Source organism: uncultured Sphingomonas sp. (assembly GCF_913774285.1).
In the GTDB taxonomy this organism is placed as follows: Bacteria; Pseudomonadota; Alphaproteobacteria; order Sphingomonadales; family Sphingomonadaceae; genus Sphingomonas.
In genome coordinates this window covers 211190-231809 of the sequence record NZ_CAJYHX010000028.1, presented here as the reverse complement: position 1 = coordinate 231809, position 20620 = coordinate 211190, and the positions used below count along the sequence as shown (strand labels likewise).

Sequence of the window (20620 nt, the reverse complement as noted above, 5' to 3'; positions counted from 1 at the left end):
ATTCCGATTAGTTGGTCGCGACGGCCGCGCGGCGCAGGTCGCGTGCACGGGTCAGGATGATGTCCTCGAGCTTCTGGACGGTGGCGGCCTGCACGGGGGCCGAGACCCAGGCGCCGTTGCGGTTCACTTCGCGCAGCGCCGCGACCCGCAGCGCATCGGCACGCAGATCCTGGTCGAGCACGGTCACCGTCACCTTCATCCGCTCGGTGGGGACGTTGGGGTTCACATACCAGTCGGTGACGATCACGCCGCCATTCGAGTCGGTCTGGAGCAGCGGCATGAAGCTCAGCGTGTCCAGCGTGGCGCGCCACAGATAGGCGTTGACGCCGATCGTCGTCACCTTCGATGCCGCCAGGTCCGCGTTCACGCCCTTCTTGTTATGGCTGCAGGCGGAGGCGGAAACAGCGAGCGACCCCAGGATCGCAAAGCGCAACAGGCGGTTCATGGACGTCGTACTTCCTACCGGCAAGGGAATGAGTGCCTGCATCTATAGGGCGGGATGTGGCGGGAGCAAGGCCGACGCGCTGGTATCCCATTGGTTGCTGCTGGTACGATTCTGTGGGTTGCGTGCAACACTCCGGGAAAATTGCTGCCACCGGTGGAACGTCGCTTTGATTCCATGGTAGGGGCCACCATTAGAGAGGTATGCAAATGCGCTTGGTACGTTGGATGTCGGGACTTGGGCTGGGGGCGCTCTGCGCCGCCGGGCTCCTCGTCGCGCCCACGCTCCAGGCACAGGAACGAGACCGCGCGCTGAAGGCGGCCGTTCACCCCGCACCCCTGGCAGTGCAGGCTGCCGGCGGGTTCACCCCGGCATCCGCCGATCCCAAACTCGCCGCCATGCTGGCGCGCAGCGGGATGAACGGCGCGGGCTTCCGCTTTACCCCGGCCGAGTCGCGCACGGCGTCGACTCGCGGTGTGGCCGTTGCGGTGCGCACCGCGTCCAATCGCGCCGTCGATGCAGGTAGCCGTCTTGCCGCCGCCAAATCGGCCTCGGTCAGCCTCGCGCCGATCGCCTATAATCTCGGCGTCGCAGTGGGCTGGCGTCGCTTCGCCGTTTCGGGCGACGTGACCCATATCGACATGGCGAACACCCAGCCGGGCAGCCGCGACCGCTCCGAAGTGGCGCTAAGCTATGCCGGCAAGCGCCTGAGCGGCCGTCTCGCCGCGAGCGAGGATCGTCCGCTGGCGGGCACCCCGGTGCTGATCGGCGACAAGCCCAGCTATTCGTTCGATCTCGGCGGCTCCTATGCCGTGTCGCGTCGCCTCGACGTAACCGCGGGCGTGCGCTACAAGAGCGAGCGCGATCGCCTGACGCAGTTCAACGAAGACACGCGTCGCGACAGCCAGTCGATCTATATCGGCACTGCCTTCCACTTCTGATTGCGCGGGCCCGGCTAGCGGGTCCAGGCATCGATCGCCGCCCAGCCGTGAATACCCAGCGCCTTGAGTCGCCTGGCCTTGCGCGCGTCCATGCCGCCGAGGGCGATGATCGGCACCTCCAGCCCGCGAACCAGCAAGCCGAATCGCACCGGGCCGAGTACCGGGGCGCCGGGGTGCGAGCGAGTAGGGAAGACGGGCGAGACGAGCAGCGCATCGGCGCCGACGCGGATCGCGGCGATCGCCTCGCGCCGGGAATGTACCGGCCAGGTGGTGAGGCCACGGCCCCGCCGTCCATGGGTGCCCCTTTCGCCGCGCATCGGTTCCGCCCCCGCGCGCAGCAGCACCAGTCCGCGCCGCCGCGCTATCTTGGCGATGTGGGCGAACAGCGCGCGGCGTTTTGCGATGGGCAGCTGGTAATGCCGGAAAATCACCCCGCTGCCGCGCGGCAGCCGTTCCAGTGCGGTCCATAGCGAGTCGCCCAGCCGCGGGTCGGTCATCAGCCACAGGCGCGGGATTGGGGGGTGGCGGGTCGGCATCGCCATGCCTATAGCCCGCGCCATGCTTCAAGACGATGCCAGCCAGCGGCTCGCCGCGGTGCAGACCGCGATCGCCCGCGCCGCCAAGATCGCCGGCCGCAAGCCCGCCGACGTCACCCTGATCGCGGTTTCCAAGACCCACGATGCCGCGACGATCCAGCCGCTGATCGACGCCGGCCAGCGTGTGTTCGGGGAAAACCGCGTCCAGGAAGCGCAGGGCAAATGGCCGCAGCTGCGCGACGCGACGCCCGGCGTCGAACTGCATCTGGTCGGGCAGCTCCAGTCGAACAAGGCCGACGAAGCGGTCGCGCTGTTCGATGCGATCCACGGCGTCGACCGCCCCTCGCTGGTGACTGCGCTCGCCAAGGCGATGGACAAGGCCGATCGCCGTCCGGCCTGCTTCCTTCAGGTCAATATCGGCGACGAGCCGCAAAAGGGCGGCTGCCCGGTGGCGGATGTGCCCGCACTGCTCGCCGAGGCACGTGCGGCGAACCTGCCGGTCGCCGGCCTGATGTGCGTGCCGCCCGTTGGGCTGGAGGCTGCGCCGTACTTCGCGCTCCTCGCCAAGCTGGCGCGCGACCATGGGCTGGACGGGCTCAGCATGGGCATGTCGAGCGATTACGAGACTGCGGTGACGCTCGGCGCCACCCATATCCGCGTCGGCACGGCGCTTTTCGGAGACCGCGCATGAACGCGATGACGGGCCTGTCCAGCACGATCCCGGTGCGCTTCGCCGGCATCCTCTTCGACTTCGACGGCGTGCTGATCGAGAGCGAATATGCCGGCAACAAGCAGATCGCTGACTATCTGACCAGCATCGGCCACCCGACCACGCCCGAACATTCGATGGCGAACTTCATGGGGCTGGCGGGGCATGATTTCCTCGCCGCGATCGAGCATTGGATCGGTCGCCCGGTGCCGGAAGGCTTCCACGAAGCTCGGGCGGAGGAAGACGCCCGCGCGCTTTCGGAGGGGCTGCCCGCGGTGGCGGGTGCGCTCCGCTTCCTCGAAAGCCTGCCCGCCGACCTGCCCAAGGCGATCGCCTCGTCGAGTCCGACCCATTGGCTCGACACCCATCTACGCCATCTGGGGGTGCGCGACCTGTTCGGCGACAAGCTGTTCAGCGGGCGCGAGCATGTCGCCAACGGCAAGCCCGCGCCGGACCTATATCTCCACGCCGCCGCCGCGCTGGGCGTGCCGATCGCTCAGTGCGTGATCCTGGAGGATTCACCCGTGGGCGTGAAGGGCGCGGTCGCCTCGGGCGCGACGGTGATCGGGCTGTGCGCGGGCACCCACTGCGCCGCCGACCATGGCGAGCGGCTCAAGGCGCTGGGCGTGCAGCACATCGCCCACGATTTCGACGAGGTCGCCCGGCTGATCGCGTGAGCGCCTCCCCGTGCTCCTGCGAAAGCAGGAGCCTAGGGTAGCGAAGGTCCGAACAACCCTGGGCTCCTGCTTTCGCAGGAGCACGCGGAGGGTGCAGCCTGATTAAAACTCGTGTCCGGTCCGATCCCGCTTGGTGGCTAGATACCGCGCATTATGCGGGTTCGCCGGCAGTATATGCGACACGCGTTCCAGCACATCGACACCCGCAGCCCGCAGCGTCTCCACCTTCTGGGGATTGTTGGTGAGCAGCCGGATGCGCGACTGGCCGAGCAGGCCCAGCATCCGCGCCGCCACGCGGAAATTCCGCGCGTCGATCGCGAAGCCCAGGCGGGTGTTGGCGTCGACCGTGTCGAAACCCTGATCCTGCAGCGCATAGGCGCGCAGCTTGTTGATCAGCCCGATGCCGCGGCCTTCCTGGCGCAGATAGAGCAGGATGCCCCAGCCGCTCTTGGAAATCTCGGCGATCGCCGCCTTGAGCTGCGGCCCGCAATCACATTTGAGGCTGCCGAGCATGTCGCCGGTCAGGCATTCGCTGTGCAGCCGCACCAGCGGCGGCTCGCCGTTCGGCTGGCCGATCAGCAATGCGATATGCTCGCCGGGCATCTCGTCGGTGCGGAAGGCGACGATCTCGGCGTCCTCGGCGGCTTCCACCGGCAGCCGCGCGCGGCCGACGATGCGCAGGCGATCGGCATCCTCATGCGCGTCGATATCGGCGAGGGTGATCGCGGCCTCGGCATCGCCTTCGAGCACGAAGAAGGCCGGCAGCAGCCCGGCGATCCGCGCCAACCGCAGCGCTGCCGTCGCGGCATCGGGTTGCAACACTGGGATCGCGCGGAAGGGTCCCTTGAGCGGCGTCGCGAGATCGAACTGCGGGTCGGCCAGTGCCGTCGCCGCGTCGAAATCGAGCCAGTCGACCCTCTCGACCAGCACGGGCGCGTCCGGAGTCGCTGCATCGCGCTGGTTGGCGAGCTTGAGCGTCGCCGCACGTCCGGCCGAGAGCAGCACCGGCGCGGTGCCGGCGGGATCGAACCCCGACAGCCGCGCGCCGTCGCCGGTTTCGATCGCGAGCAGCCTGAGCGTGCCTTCCGCCCCCCGGATGGCGATCGGCCAGCCGCGACGCAGCGCGTCCACGGCTTCGGCGGCGGCGCGGGCGTTGCTCAAAAGTCGAACTCCGTCACGATCGGCACATGGTCCGACGGCTTGAGCCAGGAGCGGCACGGCTCGCATACTTTATGTGCGACGGCCTTCTCCGCAACTTCGGGGCTGGCCCACATATGGTCGAGCCGCCGCCCGCGATCGGAGGCGGCCCAGTCCTTGGCGCGGTAGCTCCACCAGGTGAAGCAGCGCGCCGGTGTGGGGATGAACTTGCGGCCGAGATCGACCCAGCCATGCGCCGCCTGCAAGCGGCCCAGCGCCTCGACTTCGATCGCCGTATGGCTGACCACGTCGAGCAACTGCTTGTGGCTCCACACGTCCGATTCGAGCGGGGCGATGTTGAAGTCGCCTGTGAGGATGGTCGGCACGGCCAGCGCCTCGGACCATTCGGTCATCCGCTGGACGAAATCGAGCTTCTGCCCGAACTTGGGGTTCACCGCGCGATCGGGCACGTCACCGCCGGCGGGGACATAAACATTCTCGAGTCGCACGCCGTTGGGCAGCCGTACGCCGACATGCCGCGCTTCCTGGTTGGCCTGCCAGTCGAGCCGGTCGTCCTCGACCAGCGGCACGCGGCTGACGATCGCGACGCCGTGGTGCATCCGCTGGCCGTGCTTGATGACATGGGTGTAGCCGAGGTCGTGGAACGGCGCCTCGGGGAAGTCGCCGTCGATCACCTTGGTCTCCTGGAGACACAATATGTCGGGGGCTTCCTCGCGCAGAAACTGCTCGACGATGGCGATGCGGAAGCGGACGGAGTTGATGTTCCAGGAGGCGATCTTCACGCGCGCCGATGTAGCGATTCTTCGGCGGAGCGCCAGACCACCCGGAAAAGGAAAGGCCCCCGCTCCGGGGGCAATGGAGCGAGGGCCGACCTAGCGTTCGTCACGCAGGCGGGAAGGGGTACCAGGCCCGGGCAACAGGGGGAAAAATCCCGGGCAAAAACCCCATCCGCACTACGCTCTTAGACTCGCGAACCTGTCGCTTGGATGAACGATTGCACAGAAAGCGAAATTAGCGCGTGCGGCCCTGCGGGCGAGGATCGGTCCAGCGGAAGCTCGAATCGGCAACCGCCGCATTGAAGCGCTGGTTGCTCAGCCGGATCGTGGTGCGGTTGTTCTGGGCGTCGAGCGCCACCCAGCCCTGGAGCTTGAGGCCTGCGGGCGCCGCGGCATCCTTCTGGAAGACGAGGGTGATCCGGCCATATTCGGGATGCTTGTTGTCGTGCACCTCGACCGAGACGACGCGGGAGTCGGCGGTGGGCTTCACCGTCGCATAGCCGCTGATGTCGCGATTCGGATCGAGCAGCACACGCAGCGGCGAGTTGCCGATCGGCCAGCGCTGCACCTGCCGCACCTGATAGTCGATGAAATAGAGGCTGCTGCCGTCCGCGACGATCAGCTGGGGGATACCCTTCTCATACTGGAAGCGGATCTTGCCGGGGCGCTTCAGCGTCATCGTGCCGGCGACGACGCGGCCGTTGCGGTCTTCCTGGGTGAAGTCCGCGGTCATGCTGGTGACCGCCTTGAGATGCTGCTGGACCTGGTCGAGCTCGGGCGCCGGCGCGGCTGCCACGAGCAACGGCGCGGCGAGGAGCGAGAGAGCCAAGGGACGGGAAAACACGGGGAAAGTCTCCGAATTGCTGGTCACCCGGGTAGCGGGCGGGGCTTGAACGGGCTGTGAACCCGCAGCCCACCCGATTCGATCCCGTTACGGATCGCCTTAGAGCGGCCGCCCGTCGGTATCCATCAGCACCTCGCGGCGGCCGACATGGTCGGGCTTCGACACCAGATTCTCGCGCTCCATCCGCTCGATCAGCCGCGCCGCCGAGTTGTAGCCGACGCGCAGCTGGCGCTGCAGCCACGAGGTCGAGGCTTTCTGGCTCTCCGCCACCAGCTGCACCGCGCGGCGATAGGTCTGCTCCTCGGGGCTGTCCTCGCCGTCGGGCGCGCCTTCCAGCGTGAAGCCGCCGTCCTCGGGCTCCTCGGTGACCGCCGAGATGTAATCCGGCGCGCCCTGCGATCGCCAGAAATCGGTGACCGCCTGAACCTCGTCGTCGCTGACGAACGGCCCGTGGACGCGGGTGATGCCCTTGCCGCCGGACATGTAGAGCATGTCGCCCTTGCCCAGCAGCTGTTCGGCGCCCTGTTCGCCGAGGATGGTGCGCGAATCGATCTTCGAGGTGACGTGGAAGCTGATCCGGGTCGGCAGGTTGGCCTTGATCACGCCGGTGATGACGTCGACCGAGGGACGCTGCGTCGCCATGATCAGGTGGATGCCCGCCGCGCGCGCCTTCTGGGCGAGCCGCTGGATCAGGAATTCGACTTCCTTGCCCGCGGTCATCATCAGGTCGGCGAGCTCGTCGACGATGACGACGATCAGCGGCAGCACCTGCAGGTCGAGCGTCTCTTCCTCGTAGATCGGCTTGCCGGTCTCCGGATCATAGCCGACCTGCACCTTGCGGCCGAGCGTCTGGCCCTTGGCCTTCGCGGTGCGCACCTTATCGTTATAGCTCGCCAGGCTGCGGACGTTGACCGAGGCCATCATCCGGTAGCGATCCTCCATCTGCTCCACCGCCCATTTGAGCGCGCGCACCGCCTTGGGCGGATCGGTCACCACATCGGCGAGGAGGTGGGGGATATCCTTGTACATGCTGAGTTCCAGCATCTTCGGATCGATCATGATCAGCCGGCACTGCTCGGGCGTCAGCCGGTAGAGCAGCGACAGGATCATGCAGTTGAGCCCCACCGACTTGCCCGAGCCGGTGGTGCCGGCGACGAGCAGGTGCGGCATCGGCGCCAGATCGGCGATCACCGGCTCGCCTGCGATGTTCTTGCCGAGCACGACGGGCAGGGTGGCGCCCTGTTCCTCGAATTGCTGGCTGCCGATCAGCTCGTGCAGGCTCACGCTTTCCCGGGTGGCATTGGGCAGCTCGATGCCCATCACGGTGCGGCCGGGGATGGTGGCCACGCGGGCGGAGATCGCACTCATGTTGCGGGCGATGTCGTCGGCCAGCTGGATCACGCGGCTGGCCTTGATGCCGCTTGCCGGCTCCAGCTCGTACATGGTGACGACCGGACCGGGGCGGACCTCGACGATCTCGCCCTTCACATGGAAGTCCTCGAGCACGCTTTCGAGCAGCCGGGCGTTGCGCTCCAGCGCGGCCTTGTCGACGGTGGCGGTGCGGTTGGCCGGCGGCGGGGTCAGCAGGTCGAGCGGGGGCAGCTGGTAGCTGTCCTTGAAGTCGAGCGCGGCCTGCACCGGCGGCTTGGCGCGGGCAGGGGCGGTGGAGACGGTGCGGTCGGCGATCACCGGGCCGGGGCGATTGTCCGGCACCACGACGCGGCGCGGTTCGGCGGCGCGCGGCGGATCGCGGTCGAAGGGCAGGTCGTCGTCGTCCTCGTCGGGATCTGCGTCGAACGCCGCCACGGTCTGCGGCCGGGGGCGGAAGCCCGTGCTTTCGGGGGCGGCGACAATCCGTTCCTCGCCGGTCGAGCGGGTGAAGCGCGGCATGCGGAACAGGCGCAGCGGCGAGGTGAACTCCAGCCGCATCCACCACAGCCACAGTCCGCCGAGCAGCAGCAGCAAGCCGATTCCGCGCCCGACCCAGAAGGACACCGCGGGGTCGCCCGCCAGCCCGATCAGCCAGTCGACGCCGCCCGCGATCGACAGGCCGATCATTCCGCCCATGCCGGCGGGCAGCCGCCAGTCGAGCGGCAGCGACCAGTCGAAATGGAGCAGGCCCAGCCCGATCGCGGCGAGCGCGGCGGCGGCGAGCGCGCTGCCGATCATCCGGCGCGGGCGCTCGATCGGGCGGTCGATCATCATCCGGTGCGCGGCGAGCAGCCCGACGGGGGCGAGCAGCAGCACCGGCAGGCCAATGATGGTGTAGAGGATGTCGGCGATCCAGGCGCCGACCGGCCCCAGCCAGTTGCGCGCCGGTCCGCCCGCGGCGGTGTTCAGCGCCGGATCGGAGGCGTGATAGCTCACCAGCGCCAGCACGAGCGCGACGGTTGCCACGAACAAGGCGGTGCCCGCCAGGACGAACCCGCCGCGGCGGACGCCCGCCTTCATCGTGTCGCGCCAATGCGGCGCCTCTGCGCGGGACGCCATCGCCCAGCCTCCGGATATGCAAGGAAAAACGTGGCGGAATCATCGCGCCTGCGGACTCCGCCGTCAAGGCGCGGGGGAGTACGGCATGCGTACCATCGCATGCGGGACTCGGCGCGTCGAACATTTTGCAGCGCAGCAAGTTCATCCCTGCTATGCCGTTAACGAACCGCGCATCGGAATCGGTGCGCCTGTGGAACGGTTCCGCGGTCACTGCTTTTAGTGGAAACCGCGAGCAGTATCAGCAACGGGGCCGAAAGTTCTTGGCTACCGGCACTATGCGGCAACAACGTTGGGGGGATTCAGTAGTGGACACACGTTGGGCGATATTCGGCACCGGCGGTATTTCGGCGAAGTTCGTCTCCGGGCTTCGCCATGCGCAGGGTGCGAAGCCGCAGCTGGTGGTGTCACGCAGCGCGGATTCGGGCCGGCGCTTTGCCCAGGCCTTCGGCGTTCCGGAGGTGGCCGAGGGCTATGACAGCGTTTCCGCGGTGTCGCCCTTCGACGTCGCCTATATCGCCACGCCGCCTTCCGAACATGCGCGCCATGCGATCGCCTGCATCGAGGCGGGCAAGGCGGTGCTGATCGAGAAGCCGTTCGCCTCCTCGGTGGCGGAGGCGCGGCGGATCGCCGATGCCGCCCGCGCGCAGGGCGTGTTCTGCATGGAAGCGATGTGGACCCGCTTCAATCCCGCCGCGCGCCGCCTGCGCGACCTCGTCCGCGACGGCGCGATCGGCGAGGCGCGGCAGGCGCATGGCGCATTCTGCTTCACCAACGAGCCTGACGCGGCGAACACCAGCTTTGATCCGCAGCGCGGCGGCGGGGCGCTCGCCCAGCTCGGCGTCTATCCGATCTCGCTGCTACACTGGCTGTTCGGCGCGCCCGAGGGCGTGGCGGCGTTCGGCCGGATCGGCGATACCGGCGTGGAAGAAGACGCGGCGATCAGCCTGCGCTTCGCCGGCGGCGTGGTGGCGACGGTCAACACCAGCCTGCGCGCGCTCGGCGACAATGGGCTGCGCATCGGCGGCACGCATGGCAGCGTCGCGTTCGAGGGCCCGATCTTCCGCCCCTATGGCGTGCGGCTCCAGCGGATGACGCCGCGGCGGAAGGGAAGCGACACCGGGCTCGGCCGCAAGGCGCTGCTCCGCGAACAGGGGCTGCCGCAGAAGCTTTCGCAGCTGCACGGGCTGCTGACGCGGTCCGGCAAGATCGAGCGGCAGCTGTTCGCCGGCAACGGCTATCACTATCAGGTCGAGGAAGTCGGCCGCTGCCTCGCCGCGGGGCTCAAGGAGAGTCCGGAGATGACGCTGGCGGACAGCATCGCGGTGATGGAAACCATGGACACAGTGCGCGAACGGATCGGGGGACAGGACAAGTGAAGATGCAGGGCGAAAGTACGGGCAAGACGGGCGTGGCCATCATCGGCTGCGGCTATGTGTTTGACCATTACATGACCACCGCCTGGGCGCACCCGGAGATCGACGTGCGCGGCGTGTACGACATCGATCTGGCGCGCTCGGCCAAGGTCTCCGACTATTACGGCTTCTCGGTATATCCCGATCTCCAGGCGATCCTCGACGATCCCGCGGTGACCTTGGTGCTCAACCTCACCAGCATTGAGGCGCATTTCGAGCTGACCCGCGCGCTGCTCGAAGGCGGCAAGCACGTCTATTCGGAAAAGCCGCTCACCACCGATCTGGAGGAGGCGCGCACGCTGTTCCGCATCGCCGAGGAACGCGGGCTCGTGCTGTCGAGCGCGCCGTGCAACTTCCTCAGCGACAGCGTCCAGACGATGTGGAAGGCGGTGCGCGACGGCGCGATCGGCAAGCCGCTGCTGATCTATGCCGAGTTCGACGACAACCCCATCTACCTGATGAAGCCCGAGACCTGGCGCAGCCGCACCGGCGCGCCCTGGCCGTACATCCATGAGTACGAGATGGGCTGCACCTTCGAGCATGTCGGCTACCACCTCGTGTGGATGCTGGCGATGTTTGGCCCGGTGCGTTCGGTCACCGCCTTCTCGAAGGTCGTCGTGCCGCACAAGACCGATCAGCCGATGCACCCGGCGGACACGCCCGACTTTTCGGTCGCGACGCTCGATTTCGTCAGCGGCGTCACTGCCCGCGTCACCTGCAGCATCGCGGCGCCGGCGGACCACCGCATGCGGGTGATCGGCGACGAAGGCGAGCTGAGCACCGATACCTATCGGCATTACCAGTCGCCGGTGTTCCTCGAGCGCTTCTCGCAGCTCAGCCTCAATGCCCGCAAGGCGCGCAGCCTGCGGCTCCAGCCGCTGTTCGGTCGCGGCTTCGGCGTGGGCGGGCGCGTGCTGCCCTTCGTGCGCCACTGGAAGTCGTTCGCGACGATGCGCGCCAACGCCGCGGGCAAGACCTCGTTCTTCAAGAAGCTGGTCGCCGGTGCCAAGCGCCGCGAGGTTGGCGCGCAGGACAAGATGCTCGGCGTCGCGGAAACGGCGCGCGCGCTGCGGATGGGCGAGCCGTGCCCGATCCCGCCCGATTTCATCCTCCACGTGACGGAACTGACGCTGGCGATTCAGGGCGCGGGCACGATGGGCAGCGCGGTGGCGCTGACCACCAGCTTCGTGCCGTTCGAGCCGATGGCCTCGACCAAGGCCGATCCGCGCAACTATCGCGACAGCTATTCGCCAGGCTTCCTCGCCAAGCGGATGGACGGCTTCATCGAGCGGCTGCACCAGCATTGATGCCGGGCAGGTGCAGGGGTTTGCCGCCCCTGCACCTGTTGACGGCTGGCAGGCGCGTGCGAACCTGCTAGGGCAGGGCCATGGACCAGGCGGACATTCTCATCCTCGGCGGCGGGCTGGTCGGCAGCGCGCTCGCAACGGCGCTCGATGCGCATGGCATCAGCTCGATCGTGATCGATCCGGCGGACCCGGAAACCATCCTCGGCGCGACCTTCGACGGCCGCGCCTCGGCGATCGCGAGCGCGCCGATGCGGATGTTCGAGGCAATCGGCGTCGCAGGGCGGCTGGCGGGGAAGGGGTGCCCGATCGAGGGCATCCGCGTCTCCGACGGGCTGGCGCCGGGCAAGCTCGATTTCGCGCCGGATGCCGATGACGGCGCGCTCGGCCATATGTTCGAGAATCGCGTGCTGCGGACGGCGCTGTTCGAGGCAGCGCAGGCAGCGCCACTGGCGGACGTGCGGATGCAGACCCGCGCGGTGTCGGTGGAGCGAGGGCCGCACGGCGTGGTGGCGACGCTCGATTCGGGCGCGACGGTGCGTGCGCAGCTGCTGATCGCTGCGGAAGGGCGCAACTCGCCCACCCGCGATTCGGCCGGCTTCAAGGTCGCGCGCTGGACCTATGACCATGCCGCGATGATCGCGACGCTTGGCCACGAGCGCTCCCACGAGAACATCGCCTACGAAATCTTCTATCCGCAGGGCCCGTTCGCGATCCTGCCGCTGCTCGACGACGAAAACGGCCATCGCTCGGCGGTGGTGTGGACCGTCCACGCCCGCGACGCGGCGGCGATGCACAAGATCTCCGACCGCGCCTATCTAGCCGAGGCGGAGAAGAAGATGGGCGGGTTCCTGGGGAAGCTGGGGCCGCTGTCGTCGCGCTCGTCCTATCCGCTGGGCTTCCATCATGCCGCCTGGATCATGGCCGAGCGGCTGGCGCTGGTCGGCGACGCGGCGCATGGCATCCATCCGATCGCGGGGCAGGGCGTCAATGTCGGCTTCCGCGACGTGGCGACCTTGGTCGAGGTGCTGGTCGACGGCAAGCGGCTGGGGCTCGACATGGGCGATCCCGAGCTGCTCGCGCGCTACCAGCGCTGGCGCGGGCTCGACACCTTCATGGTGGCACTGGCGACCGACGGGCTCACCCGGCTGTTCGGCATTCCCGGCGCGCTGCCCAATGCGGTGCGCCGCTTCGGCCTTTCGGCAGTCGACAAGATTCCGCCGCTCAAGTCCTGGTTCATGGGCGAAGCACGCGGCGAAAGCGGCGACGTGCCCAAGCTGCTCCAGGGAATTACGGCGTAGGGCCGCCCGCCGCGTCGAGGATGGTGCGCGCGGCGGCGAGGTCCTCGTCGTCGACCATCACCCGCACCGGGATCAGCAGATAGCTGCCGTCGGCGATGCTGGCGCCGGCGTCGAACACGAAGCTGGGAATGTCCTCATCTTCCAGCCGGCCCTGGACGATGAAGGCTTCCTGCCGGTTGAACCGGCCGAGTTCGACGAGTGCCATGCCGGCCTCCACTGATTGACGCGCATGGGGCATGCGCATAACTTGTCCGCATGAAGCACGATCCGATCGCTTCCGGCAAGCGCAAGGCGGTCAACCTGTCGCTAGACACGGGCGTGGTGGCTGCAGGGCGCGAAGTGGGCCTGAATCTCTCGCAGGTCTGCGAAGCCGCGATCCGCGCCGCCGCCAAGGCAGAGCGCGACCGGCGTTGGCAAGAAGAGAACCGCGAATGGGCCGAAGCCCATAACCGCTGGGTCGAAGAAAACGGATTGCCGCTCGAGCGCTACCGCCTGTTCTAATGGCGCAGTTCGACGTGCATCGGCTGGCGGGCGGCGGCTTGGTGATCGATTGCCAGGCCGATGGCCTCGCAACCATCGGTACGCGCTTCGTCATTCCGCTTGCGAAGCCCGGCGAAAGCGCGCCGACAACGCCGCGACTGCATCCGCAATTCGACCTCAACGGCAAGACGTGGGTGCTGATGACGGAATTCGCCGCCGCGATCCGCACTGCGGAACTCCGCGAGCGGGTGGGATCGCTGGCCGAGGAGCGCTTCCGCATCCTCGGCGCGATCGACGTACTTACCGGCAGCGGCTGATCAGGCCGCGGTCCCGCCCACCGTCAGCCCTTCCACCAGCAGCGTCGGCTGGCCGACGCCCGCCGGCACCGACTGGCCGCCCTTGCCGCACATGCCGATGCCCTCGTCGAGCGCGAAGTCGTTGCCGATGCCGGTGACGCGGTGGAGCACGGTCGGCCCGTCGCCGATCAGCGTCGCGCCCTTGATCGGGGCACCCAGCTTGCCGTTCTCGATCAGATAGGCCTCGGTGCAGGAGAAGACGAACTTGCCCGAGACGATGTCGACTTGGCCCCCGCCGAAGCTCTTGGCATAGATGCCCTTCTTCACGCGCGAGAGCAGCTCGGCGGGATCGTCCTTGCCGCCCTTCATGAAGGTGTTGGTCATCCGCGGCATCGGCGCGTGTTGGAAGCTTTCGCGACGCCCGTTGCCGGTCGGCTCGACGCCCATCAGTCGGGCGTTGAGGCGATCCTGCATATAGCCCTTGAGGATGCCGTCCTCGATCAGCACCGTCTCGCGCGTCGGCGTGCCCTCGTCATCGATCGAAAGCGAGCCGCGGCGGTCGTAAATCGAGCCGTCGTCGACCACCGTCACCCCCGGTGCCGCGACGCGCTCGCCGATGCGGCCCGAAAAGGCGCTGGTGCCCTTGCGGTTGAAGTCGCCCTCGAGGCCATGGCCCACCGCCTCGTGGAGCAGCACGCCCGGCCAGCCGGGGCCGCACAACACGGTCATGTCGCCTGCGGGTGCCGCGACCGCGTCGAGATTGACGAGCGCCTGTGCCAGCGCCTCGTCGATTGCGCGGTTCCAGGTCTCGGGCTGGAAGAGCCGGTCATAGACCACGCGCCCACCGGTGCCGAAGCTGCCGGTCTCGCGGCGGCCGTTCTGCTCGACCACCACCGAGACGTTGAGCCGCACCAGCGGCCGCACATCGGTTGCGACGAAGCCGTCGGCGCGCACCACCTCGACCACGCTCCACTGGCCGGTGAGGCTGACCGACACCTGCTTCACCCGCGGATCGCGGTCGCGCGCAGCGGCGTCGATCGTCTGGCACAGATTCACCTTGTCGGCGAAGGGCACTAGGTCGAGCGGATCGGCGTCGGTATAGAGGTGGCGGTTGTTGCCCTGGGGCGGGGGCGCCTTGCCCTGCTTGGCCGGATCGATCAGCGCCATCGTCTCGGCGGCGCGGCGGATCGCGGCGGCGCTGATCTCGTTGGCGTGGGCGAAAGCCGTCGTCTCGCCCGAGACCGCGCGCAGGCCGAAGCCCGACTGGGTGTCATAGGCGGCGGTCTTCAGCCGGCCGTCGTCGAAACCGAACGCCTCGGACTTGCGATATTGCAGATAGAGCTCGCCATCCTCGGCCTGGCCCAGCGCATCGGCGGTCAGGCGAACGGCAGCGTCGGGATCGAGCCCGTCGCGATAGAGGAAGGCGCGGGGATCGGTGGGAATGCTCATCCTACCGATATAGGAGGCGCGTGCGCAGAGTCACGCGCTCCCGCGACGATCAGATGCTGGCGCCTGCCGGATGGTCGGGCAGCTGGCTCTGGTCGGCGCCGTCGGCGGGGCCGCCGATCAGCACGAAGCGGCGGTCGCAATAGCCGCAATCGACATAGCCGTGCTCGTCGATCTGCAGATAGACGCGCGGGTGGCCGAGCGCGGCCGGCAGGCCGGGGCCGGTACCGTCGCAGGCGACGCGGGCATGGGCGGTGCGGATGACTTCGGGCGGGGCGATCATGCCCCGCGCCTTAGCAAAGCGCGCGGGGGCTCGCAATCGGATGCGCAGGGTCTTAAAGCTGCGCCCCATGACCCAGGCTGCGATCGCGATCGACACTCTCTGCAAGACCTATTCCGGCGGCAAGCGCGCGCTGGACGGGGTGAGCTTCGAGGTGCCGCGCGGGCAGATCTTCGGGCTGCTCGGGCCCAATGGCGCGGGCAAGTCGACGCTGATCAACATCCTGGCGGGGCTGGTCAACAAGACCGACGGCAGGGTTGCGATCTGGGGCTTCGACATCGACGCGCATCCGCGCAACGCCAAGGCGAGCATCGGCATCGTCAACCAGGAGATCCTGTTCGATCCCTTCTTCACGCCAAAGGAGACGCTGGAGATCCAGGCGGGGCTCTACGGCGTGGCCAAGAACCAGTTCGATGCGATGGCGCTGCTCCGCGCGGTGCATCTGGAAGACAAGGCCAATGCCTATTCGCGCACGCTGTCGGGCGGCATGAAGCGGCGGCTGATGGTCGCCAAGGCGATGGTGCACTCCCCGCCGATCATCGTGCTCGACGAGCCGACCGCGGGCGTCGACGTGGAACTGCGACAGCAGCTCTGGGCCTATGTGAAGCAGCTCAACCAGCGCGGCGTGACGGTGGTGCTGACGACGCACTATCTCGAAGAGGCCGAGGAGCTGTGCGACCGCATCGCGATCATCAACCACGGTCAGCTGATCGCCAACAAGCCCACGCGGGAACTGGTCGGCATGGCGCAGGAAAAGGTGGTCGAGGTGACGGTGGACCGCGACATTGCCGCCGTGCCGGACAATGCCTGCTTCCAGAAGGTGGAGCTGAAGGGCGAGCGGGTGCTGGTGATCACCTACCGCAAGGACCAGGCCAATGCCGGCGAAGTGCTGGGCGCGGTGCAGGCGGCGGGGCTGGGGATCGTCGACGTGTCGACCCGCGAGGCGGACCTGGAGGATGTGTTCCTGAATTTGACGCGGGCGGCGTAGGGGGTAGCGTGACGGACGAAATCGAAATCGACATCTCGTTTGAAAAGCAGAAGAGTTCCGCCCGGAAGCGGGCGGACGCCATCAAGGATTTCCGCTGCAAGAACCTGATCGCGGTCATCGAGAACCCGGCAGACATCAAGAACATCGGCACGATCATTCGGAACGTCAACGCGCTTGGCGTAGAGAAGGTCTACGTAGTCGATAGCCGACGCGAGCTGCCGGACGATTGGCAAGAGCTGCGTGAGCACAAACCGATCTCGAAGGTGTCCGTGTCCGCCGTCAAATGGACGTTCGTTCGTCGCTTTGATTCGACGGACGACTGTTTCGATCATCTCGAGCGGAAGGGATTCCGTTCCATCGTCACTTCGCCGCACGTGAAGGGCAAGGCCCACGTCCACCTTAGCGATGGCGACTACACGGCATACACTAAACTCGCCGTTTGGTTCGGCAACGAAGCGATTGGAATTAGCGACCGCGCGGTGGAGCGTGGCGAGTTGTGCGTGAGCATTCCCATGTTTGGTATGATCGAGAGCCTCAACCTGGGGACCAGCTCCGGCATCGTGTTGTACGAAGTCACGCGCCAGCGCCGCGCGTACCAGAGCAAGTACCGGCTCCGAGATCAGCGAGGCGAGCGGGAGACGCCCTTGCCGACCGTGATGCCGGACGCGAGTACCTGACTAGCGCCGGTGGCGGACGAAGAAGGTCCACATCGCCTCATTGTCCGCCACCCAGACATGGCCGGCGCCGTGCTTCACCCGGCCGGCCACCTCTGCGCCGCCCGAGCAGCGGCTGAAGCGTTCTTCCTTCACCTCCGTCGAAACCTCGCGCTCCACCGGCCCCAAGCGGCACCCGTTCAGGTCCGCCCAGCGCACCAGCGCGGTGTGCATCGTGTACTGCCAATAGCCCGCGCCGCCGCCCTGGATCGGGTTGGTGGTGTCGGCATCGCCGGCGAAGGCCAGCACCGGCATCGGACGCGACGGCGTGCAGGTCGCCGGATCGGGGAGGCGCGGCAGGTCCTTGCGCGGATTGCCCGCGCGCAGGCCCACCACCGGGGCGATCGCGGCGAAGCGGTCTGCCGCGACGCAGCCGAGCCACGAGGTCAGCCGCCCGCCGCCCGAATAGCCGGTGGCGTAGACGCGCGACCGATCCACGCAGCCCTTGGCCGCCAGCTGGTCGATCGCGGTTTTCACGAAGGCCACGTCGTCGGCATCGTCGGGGCCGGGCACCTTGCCGGTCACCGTCGGCACGCCGGGGATGTTCCACACATACCCCGTCGCGGCGGGGATCCCGCCATCGGGTGCTGCGAGGAGGAAGCCGTGGCGGTCCGCGGTCGCCTCCAGCTTCGATTGGGCGAGGATGTCGCGGCCCTTGCCGGTGCTGCCGTGGAACACGAACACCAGCGGCAGCCGCGCGGCGCTGCGGCCGGCGGGGACATGCACCAGCATCGAGCGCCCGGTGCCTTCGATCGCCACCGGCACCGTCGTTCCCGCTGGCCCGAGCCGGCACGCCGCCGCTTGCGCCGAGCCGCTGCCGAACAGCGCCGCCACTCCGATCCACCAGGCCAGCCGCATGCATCTCTCCTCTTCGCAACCCTCTTATGCCCAAGGGTAGGGATTGCGGAACCCTGCCCATGCGCGCTTTAAGCGCGGCAAAGGAGTGCCTCTTTGTCCGACACCAATCACCAAAGCGATGTCCTGGTCCTCGGTTCCGGCGCGGCGGGGCTCACCACCGCGCTCCATCTGGCGGACAGGTTCAAGGTGACGGTGTTGGCCAAGGGCGGCTTTGCCGAGGGCTCGACCGCTTGGGCGCAGGGCGGGATCGCCGCGGTGCTGGAAGACGGCGACACCTTCGAAAGCCATATCGACGACACGATGGTCGCCGGCGCCGGCCTCAACGACCGCGCGACCGTGGAGATGGTGGTCGAGAACGCCCCCGCCGCGATCGAGCGGCTGGTCCAGCTCGGCGTGCCGTTCAACACCGAGGGCAATGCCCTGCACCTCACCCGCGAGGGCGGCCACAGCCACCGGCGTATCGCCCATGTCGACGATGCCACGGGGCTTGCCGTGCAGACCGCGCTGCTCCGCGCCGCGCAGGCGCATCCCAACATCACGCTGGTGCCCGACATGGTGGTGATCGATCTCGCCACCAGCCGGCACGAACTCCGCTATTCGGGCGCGGGCAATGTCTGGGGCGTCTACGCCTTCAACCGCGCGACCAACCGCGTCGAGCTGTTCACCGCCCGCGCGACGGTGCTGGCGACCGGCGGGGCAGGGCGGACCTATCTGTTCTCCACCGCCCCGCGCGGCGCAACCGGGGACGGCATCGCGATGGCGTGGCGCGCGGGCTGCCGCATCTCCAACATGGAGATGATGCAGTTCCACCCGACCTGCCTCTACAATCTCGACGTCAAGAACTTCCTGATCACCGAGGCGGTGCGCGGCGAGGGCGGGCACCTGCTGCTGCCCCCCGAAGCCGGCGACGAGGGGGGCCACCGCTTCATGCCCGATTTCGATTCCCGGCTGGAGCTGGCGCCGCGCGATATCGTCGCCCGCGCGATCGACCATGAGATCAAGCGGCTCGGCCTCGATTATGTCCACCTGGACATCAGCCATATGGGGCCGGAATTCGTCCAGCACCATTTCCCGACCATCTACCACCGGCTGCTCGACCTCGACATCGACATGACCAAGGCGCCGATCCCGGTGGTGCCCGCCCAGCATTATACCTGCGGTGGGGTGATGATCGATCGCGACGGGCGGACCGACCTGCCGGGGCTCTACGCGGCGGGCGAGGTGAGCCAGTCGGGGCTGCACGGCGCCAATCGCCTCGCGTCCAACTCGCTGCTCGAATGCTTCGTGTTCGGCGAGGCGGTGGCGAATCACATCGGCGCGCATTGGGGCGACCTGCCGCCGCCGCCGGCGATCCGGCCCTGGGACGAGAGCCGGGTGACCGATTCCGACGAGGAAGTCGTCATCAAGCAGAACTGGACCGAGATCCGCCGCTTCATGTGGAACTATGTCGGCATCGTCCGCACCACCAAGCGGCTGGAGCGCGCCGCGCACCGGATCAAGCTGCTGCGCGAGGAAGTCGCCGACTATTACGGCCATTTCCGCGTGACCCCGGATCTGATCGAGCTGCGCAACCTACTGGAAAGCGCCGACCTGATCGTCCGCTCGGCGCTCCACCGCAAGGAGAGCCGCGGTCTGCACTATACGCTGGACTATCCGGAGACCGCGGCGGAGGCGGTAGACACGGTGCTGGTGCCTTGATCCGGTTTCGCGCCTGGTCACGCCTCGTCGCTCCACCGACTCGCTTCGTCGCATTGCGGGAATCCCTTGCTTTGCCGCCTCTAGGGGCAGACGCATGATGGAAGTGGGCAAGAGGTTGGTTGCGGTGCGTAAAATCCGGTTTTCGAAAGTCGAGCGTGCGCTGACCGTGGCAGGGCTTGGCCCCGCGGTGCTGCTGGGCTGCGCCGTCCACGAACATCCCGAACTCGCCGCCTATCTGCCCGCGCCCAATTACGGCGTGCTGATGCCGATCCCGCGCGCGCAGGCGGCGCCGCGCCCGGAAGTGCCGCCGCCCGTCGGCTTGGTGAATCGCCTGTCGGACATCGCCCATAATTTCGACGGCGTCGTCGGCATCGCGGTGACCAGCGTCGACCGCAACTGGACCGCCTCGCAAGGGGGCGCGCGCAAGCTGCCGCAGCAGAGCGTCTCCAAGCTGTGGGTGGCGATGACGGTGCTCGACCAGGTCGACCAGGGTCGAATCCGCTTGAACGACCCGCTCGTCATCACCCGCGCCGATTTCACCCTGTTCCACCAGCCGGTGGCGTCGCTGGTGAAGGGCGACCAGGGCTATCAGAGCACCGTGGGCGAGATCCTGCGGCGTGCGCTGACGATGAGCGACAATACCTGCAACGACAAGCTGCTCCGCCTGGTCGGCGGACCGCCGGCGGTGCGCTCGTTCATCGCGCGCAACGCGCTCGGTTCGATCCGCTTCGGCCCGGGCGAGAAGCTGCTCCAGCTCGGCACCTCGGGGTTGCCCGCGTGGAAGCCCGAATATTCGATGGGCAACACCTTTGCCGTGGCCCGCGCCCAGCTGCCGCGCGAGACCCGCGTTGCCGCCTATCAGCGCTATGTCGCCGATCCGCCCGACGGCGCGGCGCCGCTCGCCATCGCCGGCGCGCTCGCCCGGCTGAAGCGCGGCGAGCTGCTCTCGCCCGTGTCCACCCAGTGGCTGATCGCGACGATGCAGGCCTCGCACACCGGCAAGTACCGCCTGCGCGGCGCGCTGCCGCCGGGCTGGCAGCTCGCCCACAAGACCGGCACCGGCCAGGACCTGTTCGGCCGCACCGCGGGCTATAACGATGTGGCGCTGCTCACCGCTCCCGACGGCCGTTCCTACGCGCTCGCCGTGATGATTGGCGACACGCCGCGCCCGATCAACGAGCGCCAGCTGCTTATGCAGGGCGTGGTGCGGGCGATCGTCGCCGAGCATCAGCTGGGCGCCTGAAAACCAGGGCCTAAAACAAGGGCTCCGG

22 protein-coding genes are annotated in these 20620 nt (G+C 67.9%); 12 read left to right on the top strand and 10 right to left on the bottom strand.

Going from position 1 to position 20620, the window contains the following annotated elements; genetic code table 11:
* Nucleotides 1-7: 7 nt before the first annotated feature.
* Nucleotides 8-445, bottom strand: coding sequence for a DUF3576 domain-containing protein (locus QZ670_RS15280; RefSeq protein WP_294256863.1), 438 nt, complete (start codon nucleotides 443-445; stop codon nucleotides 8-10).
* A 206-nt stretch (nucleotides 446-651) separates the two neighbouring features.
* On the opposite strand from QZ670_RS15280, the gene QZ670_RS15275 reads away from it, so the two are divergent.
* Nucleotides 652-1383, top strand: a complete 732-nt coding sequence (locus QZ670_RS15275; RefSeq protein WP_294256862.1) for a hypothetical protein — start codon at nucleotides 652-654, stop codon at nucleotides 1381-1383.
* A gap of 14 nt (nucleotides 1384-1397) precedes the next feature.
* Here QZ670_RS15275 and QZ670_RS15270 read toward each other — a convergent pair whose 3' ends face one another.
* A complete protein-coding gene (locus QZ670_RS15270) occupies nucleotides 1398-1919 on the bottom strand; it encodes a thiamine phosphate synthase (protein ID WP_294257078.1) in 522 nt (173 codons plus the stop codon).
* A gap of 22 nt (nucleotides 1920-1941) precedes the next feature.
* Here QZ670_RS15270 and QZ670_RS15265 point away from each other — a divergent pair, with 22 nt between their 5' ends.
* Nucleotides 1942-2610: a YggS family pyridoxal phosphate-dependent enzyme gene (locus tag QZ670_RS15265; protein ID WP_294256860.1), complete on the top strand. Its 669-nt coding sequence runs from the start codon at nucleotides 1942-1944 to the stop codon at nucleotides 2608-2610.
* Nucleotides 2607-3305 (top strand): HAD family phosphatase, encoded by a 699-nt coding sequence (locus QZ670_RS15260; protein WP_294256859.1) that lies wholly within the window; start codon nucleotides 2607-2609, stop codon nucleotides 3303-3305. Before QZ670_RS15265 ends, QZ670_RS15260 begins: the two co-directional genes overlap by 4 nt.
* 102 nt (nucleotides 3306-3407) lie before the next feature.
* Here QZ670_RS15260 and ribA read toward each other — a convergent pair whose 3' ends face one another.
* The 4 genes from ribA to QZ670_RS15240 form a co-directional block, all read right to left on the bottom strand.
* Nucleotides 3408-4466 carry a GTP cyclohydrolase II gene (gene ribA / locus QZ670_RS15255; protein ID WP_294256857.1) on the bottom strand — a complete coding sequence of 353 codons (1059 nt, stop codon included), beginning with the start codon at nucleotides 4464-4466 and terminating at the stop codon, nucleotides 3408-3410.
* On the bottom strand, nucleotides 4463-5245 hold the full coding sequence (locus QZ670_RS15250) for an exodeoxyribonuclease III (protein ID WP_294256855.1): 783 nt from the start codon (nucleotides 5243-5245) through the stop codon (nucleotides 4463-4465). Before QZ670_RS15250 ends, ribA begins: the two co-directional genes overlap by 4 nt.
* Before the next feature lie 229 nt (nucleotides 5246-5474).
* Nucleotides 5475-6083 carry an outer membrane lipoprotein carrier protein LolA gene (locus tag QZ670_RS15245; RefSeq protein ID WP_294256854.1) on the bottom strand — a complete coding sequence of 203 codons (609 nt, stop codon included), beginning with the start codon at nucleotides 6081-6083 and terminating at the stop codon, nucleotides 5475-5477.
* 99 nt (nucleotides 6084-6182) lie between these two features.
* On the bottom strand, nucleotides 6183-8573 hold the full coding sequence (locus QZ670_RS15240) for a DNA translocase FtsK (RefSeq protein ID WP_294256852.1): 2391 nt from the start codon (nucleotides 8571-8573) through the stop codon (nucleotides 6183-6185).
* Between the two features lie 305 nt (nucleotides 8574-8878).
* Between QZ670_RS15240 and QZ670_RS15235 the strand changes: the two genes are divergently transcribed.
* The 3 genes from QZ670_RS15235 (at nucleotide 8879) to QZ670_RS15225 (ending at nucleotide 12590) form a co-directional block, all read left to right on the top strand.
* Complete coding sequence (locus QZ670_RS15235) at nucleotides 8879-9949, top strand: Gfo/Idh/MocA family oxidoreductase (RefSeq protein ID WP_294256850.1); 1071 nt, start codon at nucleotides 8879-8881, stop codon at nucleotides 9947-9949.
* A gap of 2 nt (nucleotides 9950-9951) precedes the next feature.
* Nucleotides 9952-11292, top strand: a complete 1341-nt coding sequence (locus QZ670_RS15230; protein WP_294257076.1) for a Gfo/Idh/MocA family oxidoreductase — start codon at nucleotides 9952-9954, stop codon at nucleotides 11290-11292.
* An 80-nt stretch (nucleotides 11293-11372) separates the two neighbouring features.
* The gene (locus QZ670_RS15225; protein ID WP_294256849.1) at nucleotides 11373-12590 is read left to right on the top strand and encodes a UbiH/UbiF/VisC/COQ6 family ubiquinone biosynthesis hydroxylase; all 1218 of its coding nucleotides are present in this window, start codon (nucleotides 11373-11375) and stop codon (nucleotides 12588-12590) included.
* Here QZ670_RS15225 and QZ670_RS15220 read toward each other — a convergent pair.
* The gene (locus QZ670_RS15220) at nucleotides 12580-12795 is read right to left on the bottom strand and encodes a DUF2007 domain-containing protein (RefSeq protein ID WP_294256848.1); all 216 of its coding nucleotides are present in this window, start codon (nucleotides 12793-12795) and stop codon (nucleotides 12580-12582) included. The genes QZ670_RS15225 and QZ670_RS15220 overlap by 11 nt on opposite strands.
* 50 nt (nucleotides 12796-12845) lie before the next feature.
* On the opposite strand from QZ670_RS15220, the gene QZ670_RS15215 reads away from it, so the two are divergent.
* Both QZ670_RS15215 and QZ670_RS15210 read left to right on the top strand, forming a co-directional pair.
* Nucleotides 12846-13091: a type II toxin-antitoxin system CcdA family antitoxin gene (locus QZ670_RS15215; RefSeq protein ID WP_010542665.1), complete on the top strand. Its 246-nt coding sequence runs from the start codon at nucleotides 12846-12848 to the stop codon at nucleotides 13089-13091.
* Nucleotides 13091-13387: a CcdB family protein gene (locus tag QZ670_RS15210; RefSeq protein WP_294256846.1), complete on the top strand. Its 297-nt coding sequence runs from the start codon at nucleotides 13091-13093 to the stop codon at nucleotides 13385-13387. Before QZ670_RS15215 ends, QZ670_RS15210 begins: the two co-directional genes overlap by 1 nt.
* Here the strand turns inward: QZ670_RS15210 and tldD are convergent, their stop codons facing one another.
* Together tldD and QZ670_RS15200 are read right to left on the bottom strand one after the other, a co-directional pair.
* On the bottom strand, nucleotides 13388-14815 hold the full coding sequence (gene tldD, locus QZ670_RS15205; RefSeq protein ID WP_294256844.1) for a metalloprotease TldD: 1428 nt from the start codon (nucleotides 14813-14815) through the stop codon (nucleotides 13388-13390).
* A gap of 49 nt (nucleotides 14816-14864) precedes the next feature.
* The gene (locus tag QZ670_RS15200) at nucleotides 14865-15095 is read right to left on the bottom strand and encodes a zinc-finger domain-containing protein (protein ID WP_294256843.1); all 231 of its coding nucleotides are present in this window, start codon (nucleotides 15093-15095) and stop codon (nucleotides 14865-14867) included.
* 67 nt (nucleotides 15096-15162) lie between these two features.
* On the opposite strand from QZ670_RS15200, the gene QZ670_RS15195 reads away from it, so the two are divergent.
* The gene (locus QZ670_RS15195; RefSeq protein WP_294256841.1) at nucleotides 15163-16080 is read left to right on the top strand and encodes an ABC transporter ATP-binding protein; all 918 of its coding nucleotides are present in this window, start codon (nucleotides 15163-15165) and stop codon (nucleotides 16078-16080) included.
* An 8-nt stretch (nucleotides 16081-16088) separates the two neighbouring features.
* On the top strand, nucleotides 16089-16757 hold the full coding sequence (locus tag QZ670_RS15190) for an RNA methyltransferase (RefSeq protein WP_294256840.1): 669 nt from the start codon (nucleotides 16089-16091) through the stop codon (nucleotides 16755-16757).
* Here the strand turns inward: QZ670_RS15190 and QZ670_RS15185 are convergent, their stop codons facing one another.
* Entirely contained in the window at nucleotides 16758-17651 is an 894-nt protein-coding gene (locus tag QZ670_RS15185) for a PHB depolymerase family esterase (RefSeq protein WP_294256838.1), read from the bottom strand.
* A gap of 93 nt (nucleotides 17652-17744) precedes the next feature.
* Between QZ670_RS15185 and nadB the strand changes: the two genes are divergently transcribed.
* Both nadB and QZ670_RS15175 read left to right on the top strand, forming a co-directional pair.
* Nucleotides 17745-19349, top strand: a complete 1605-nt coding sequence (gene nadB / locus QZ670_RS15180) for an L-aspartate oxidase (RefSeq protein ID WP_294256836.1) — start codon at nucleotides 17745-17747, stop codon at nucleotides 19347-19349.
* 97 nt (nucleotides 19350-19446) lie between these two features.
* Complete coding sequence (locus QZ670_RS15175; RefSeq protein ID WP_294257075.1) at nucleotides 19447-20592, top strand: serine hydrolase; 1146 nt, start codon at nucleotides 19447-19449, stop codon at nucleotides 20590-20592.
* Nucleotides 20593-20620: the final 28 nt, after the last annotated feature.

Bases quoted from the DNA above. Each gene is read 5' to 3' on its own strand.
- QZ670_RS15260 (WP_294256859.1), top strand. From the start codon at position 2,607: ATGAACGCGATGACGGGCCTGTCCAGCACGATCCCGGTGCGCTTCGCC.
- QZ670_RS15175 (WP_294257075.1), top strand. From the start codon at position 19,447: ATGGAAGTGGGCAAGAGGTTGGTTGCGGTGCGTAAAATCCGGTTTTCG.
- QZ670_RS15280 (WP_294256863.1), bottom strand. From the start codon at position 445: ATGAACCGCCTGTTGCGCTTTGCGATCCTGGGGTCGCTCGCTGTTTCC.
- QZ670_RS15230 (WP_294257076.1), top strand. From the start codon at position 9,952: ATGCAGGGCGAAAGTACGGGCAAGACGGGCGTGGCCATCATCGGCTGC.
- QZ670_RS15220 (WP_294256848.1), bottom strand. From the start codon at position 12,795: ATGGCACTCGTCGAACTCGGCCGGTTCAACCGGCAGGAAGCCTTCATC.
- QZ670_RS15275 (WP_294256862.1), top strand. From the start codon at position 652: ATGCGCTTGGTACGTTGGATGTCGGGACTTGGGCTGGGGGCGCTCTGC.
- QZ670_RS15185 (WP_294256838.1), bottom strand. From the start codon at position 17,651: ATGCGGCTGGCCTGGTGGATCGGAGTGGCGGCGCTGTTCGGCAGCGGC.
- QZ670_RS15270 (WP_294257078.1), bottom strand. From the start codon at position 1,919: ATGCCGACCCGCCACCCCCCAATCCCGCGCCTGTGGCTGATGACCGAC.
- QZ670_RS15200 (WP_294256843.1), bottom strand. From the start codon at position 15,095: ATGATCGCCCCGCCCGAAGTCATCCGCACCGCCCATGCCCGCGTCGCC.
- QZ670_RS15215 (WP_010542665.1), top strand. From the start codon at position 12,846: ATGAAGCACGATCCGATCGCTTCCGGCAAGCGCAAGGCGGTCAACCTG.
- QZ670_RS15195 (WP_294256841.1), top strand. From the start codon at position 15,163: ATGACCCAGGCTGCGATCGCGATCGACACTCTCTGCAAGACCTATTCC.
- QZ670_RS15210 (WP_294256846.1), top strand. From the start codon at position 13,091: ATGGCGCAGTTCGACGTGCATCGGCTGGCGGGCGGCGGCTTGGTGATC.
- QZ670_RS15225 (WP_294256849.1), top strand. From the start codon at position 11,373: ATGGACCAGGCGGACATTCTCATCCTCGGCGGCGGGCTGGTCGGCAGC.
- QZ670_RS15240 (WP_294256852.1), bottom strand. From the start codon at position 8,573: ATGGCGTCCCGCGCAGAGGCGCCGCATTGGCGCGACACGATGAAGGCG.
- tldD (WP_294256844.1), bottom strand. From the start codon at position 14,815: ATGAGCATTCCCACCGATCCCCGCGCCTTCCTCTATCGCGACGGGCTC.
- QZ670_RS15265 (WP_294256860.1), top strand. From the start codon at position 1,942: ATGCTTCAAGACGATGCCAGCCAGCGGCTCGCCGCGGTGCAGACCGCG.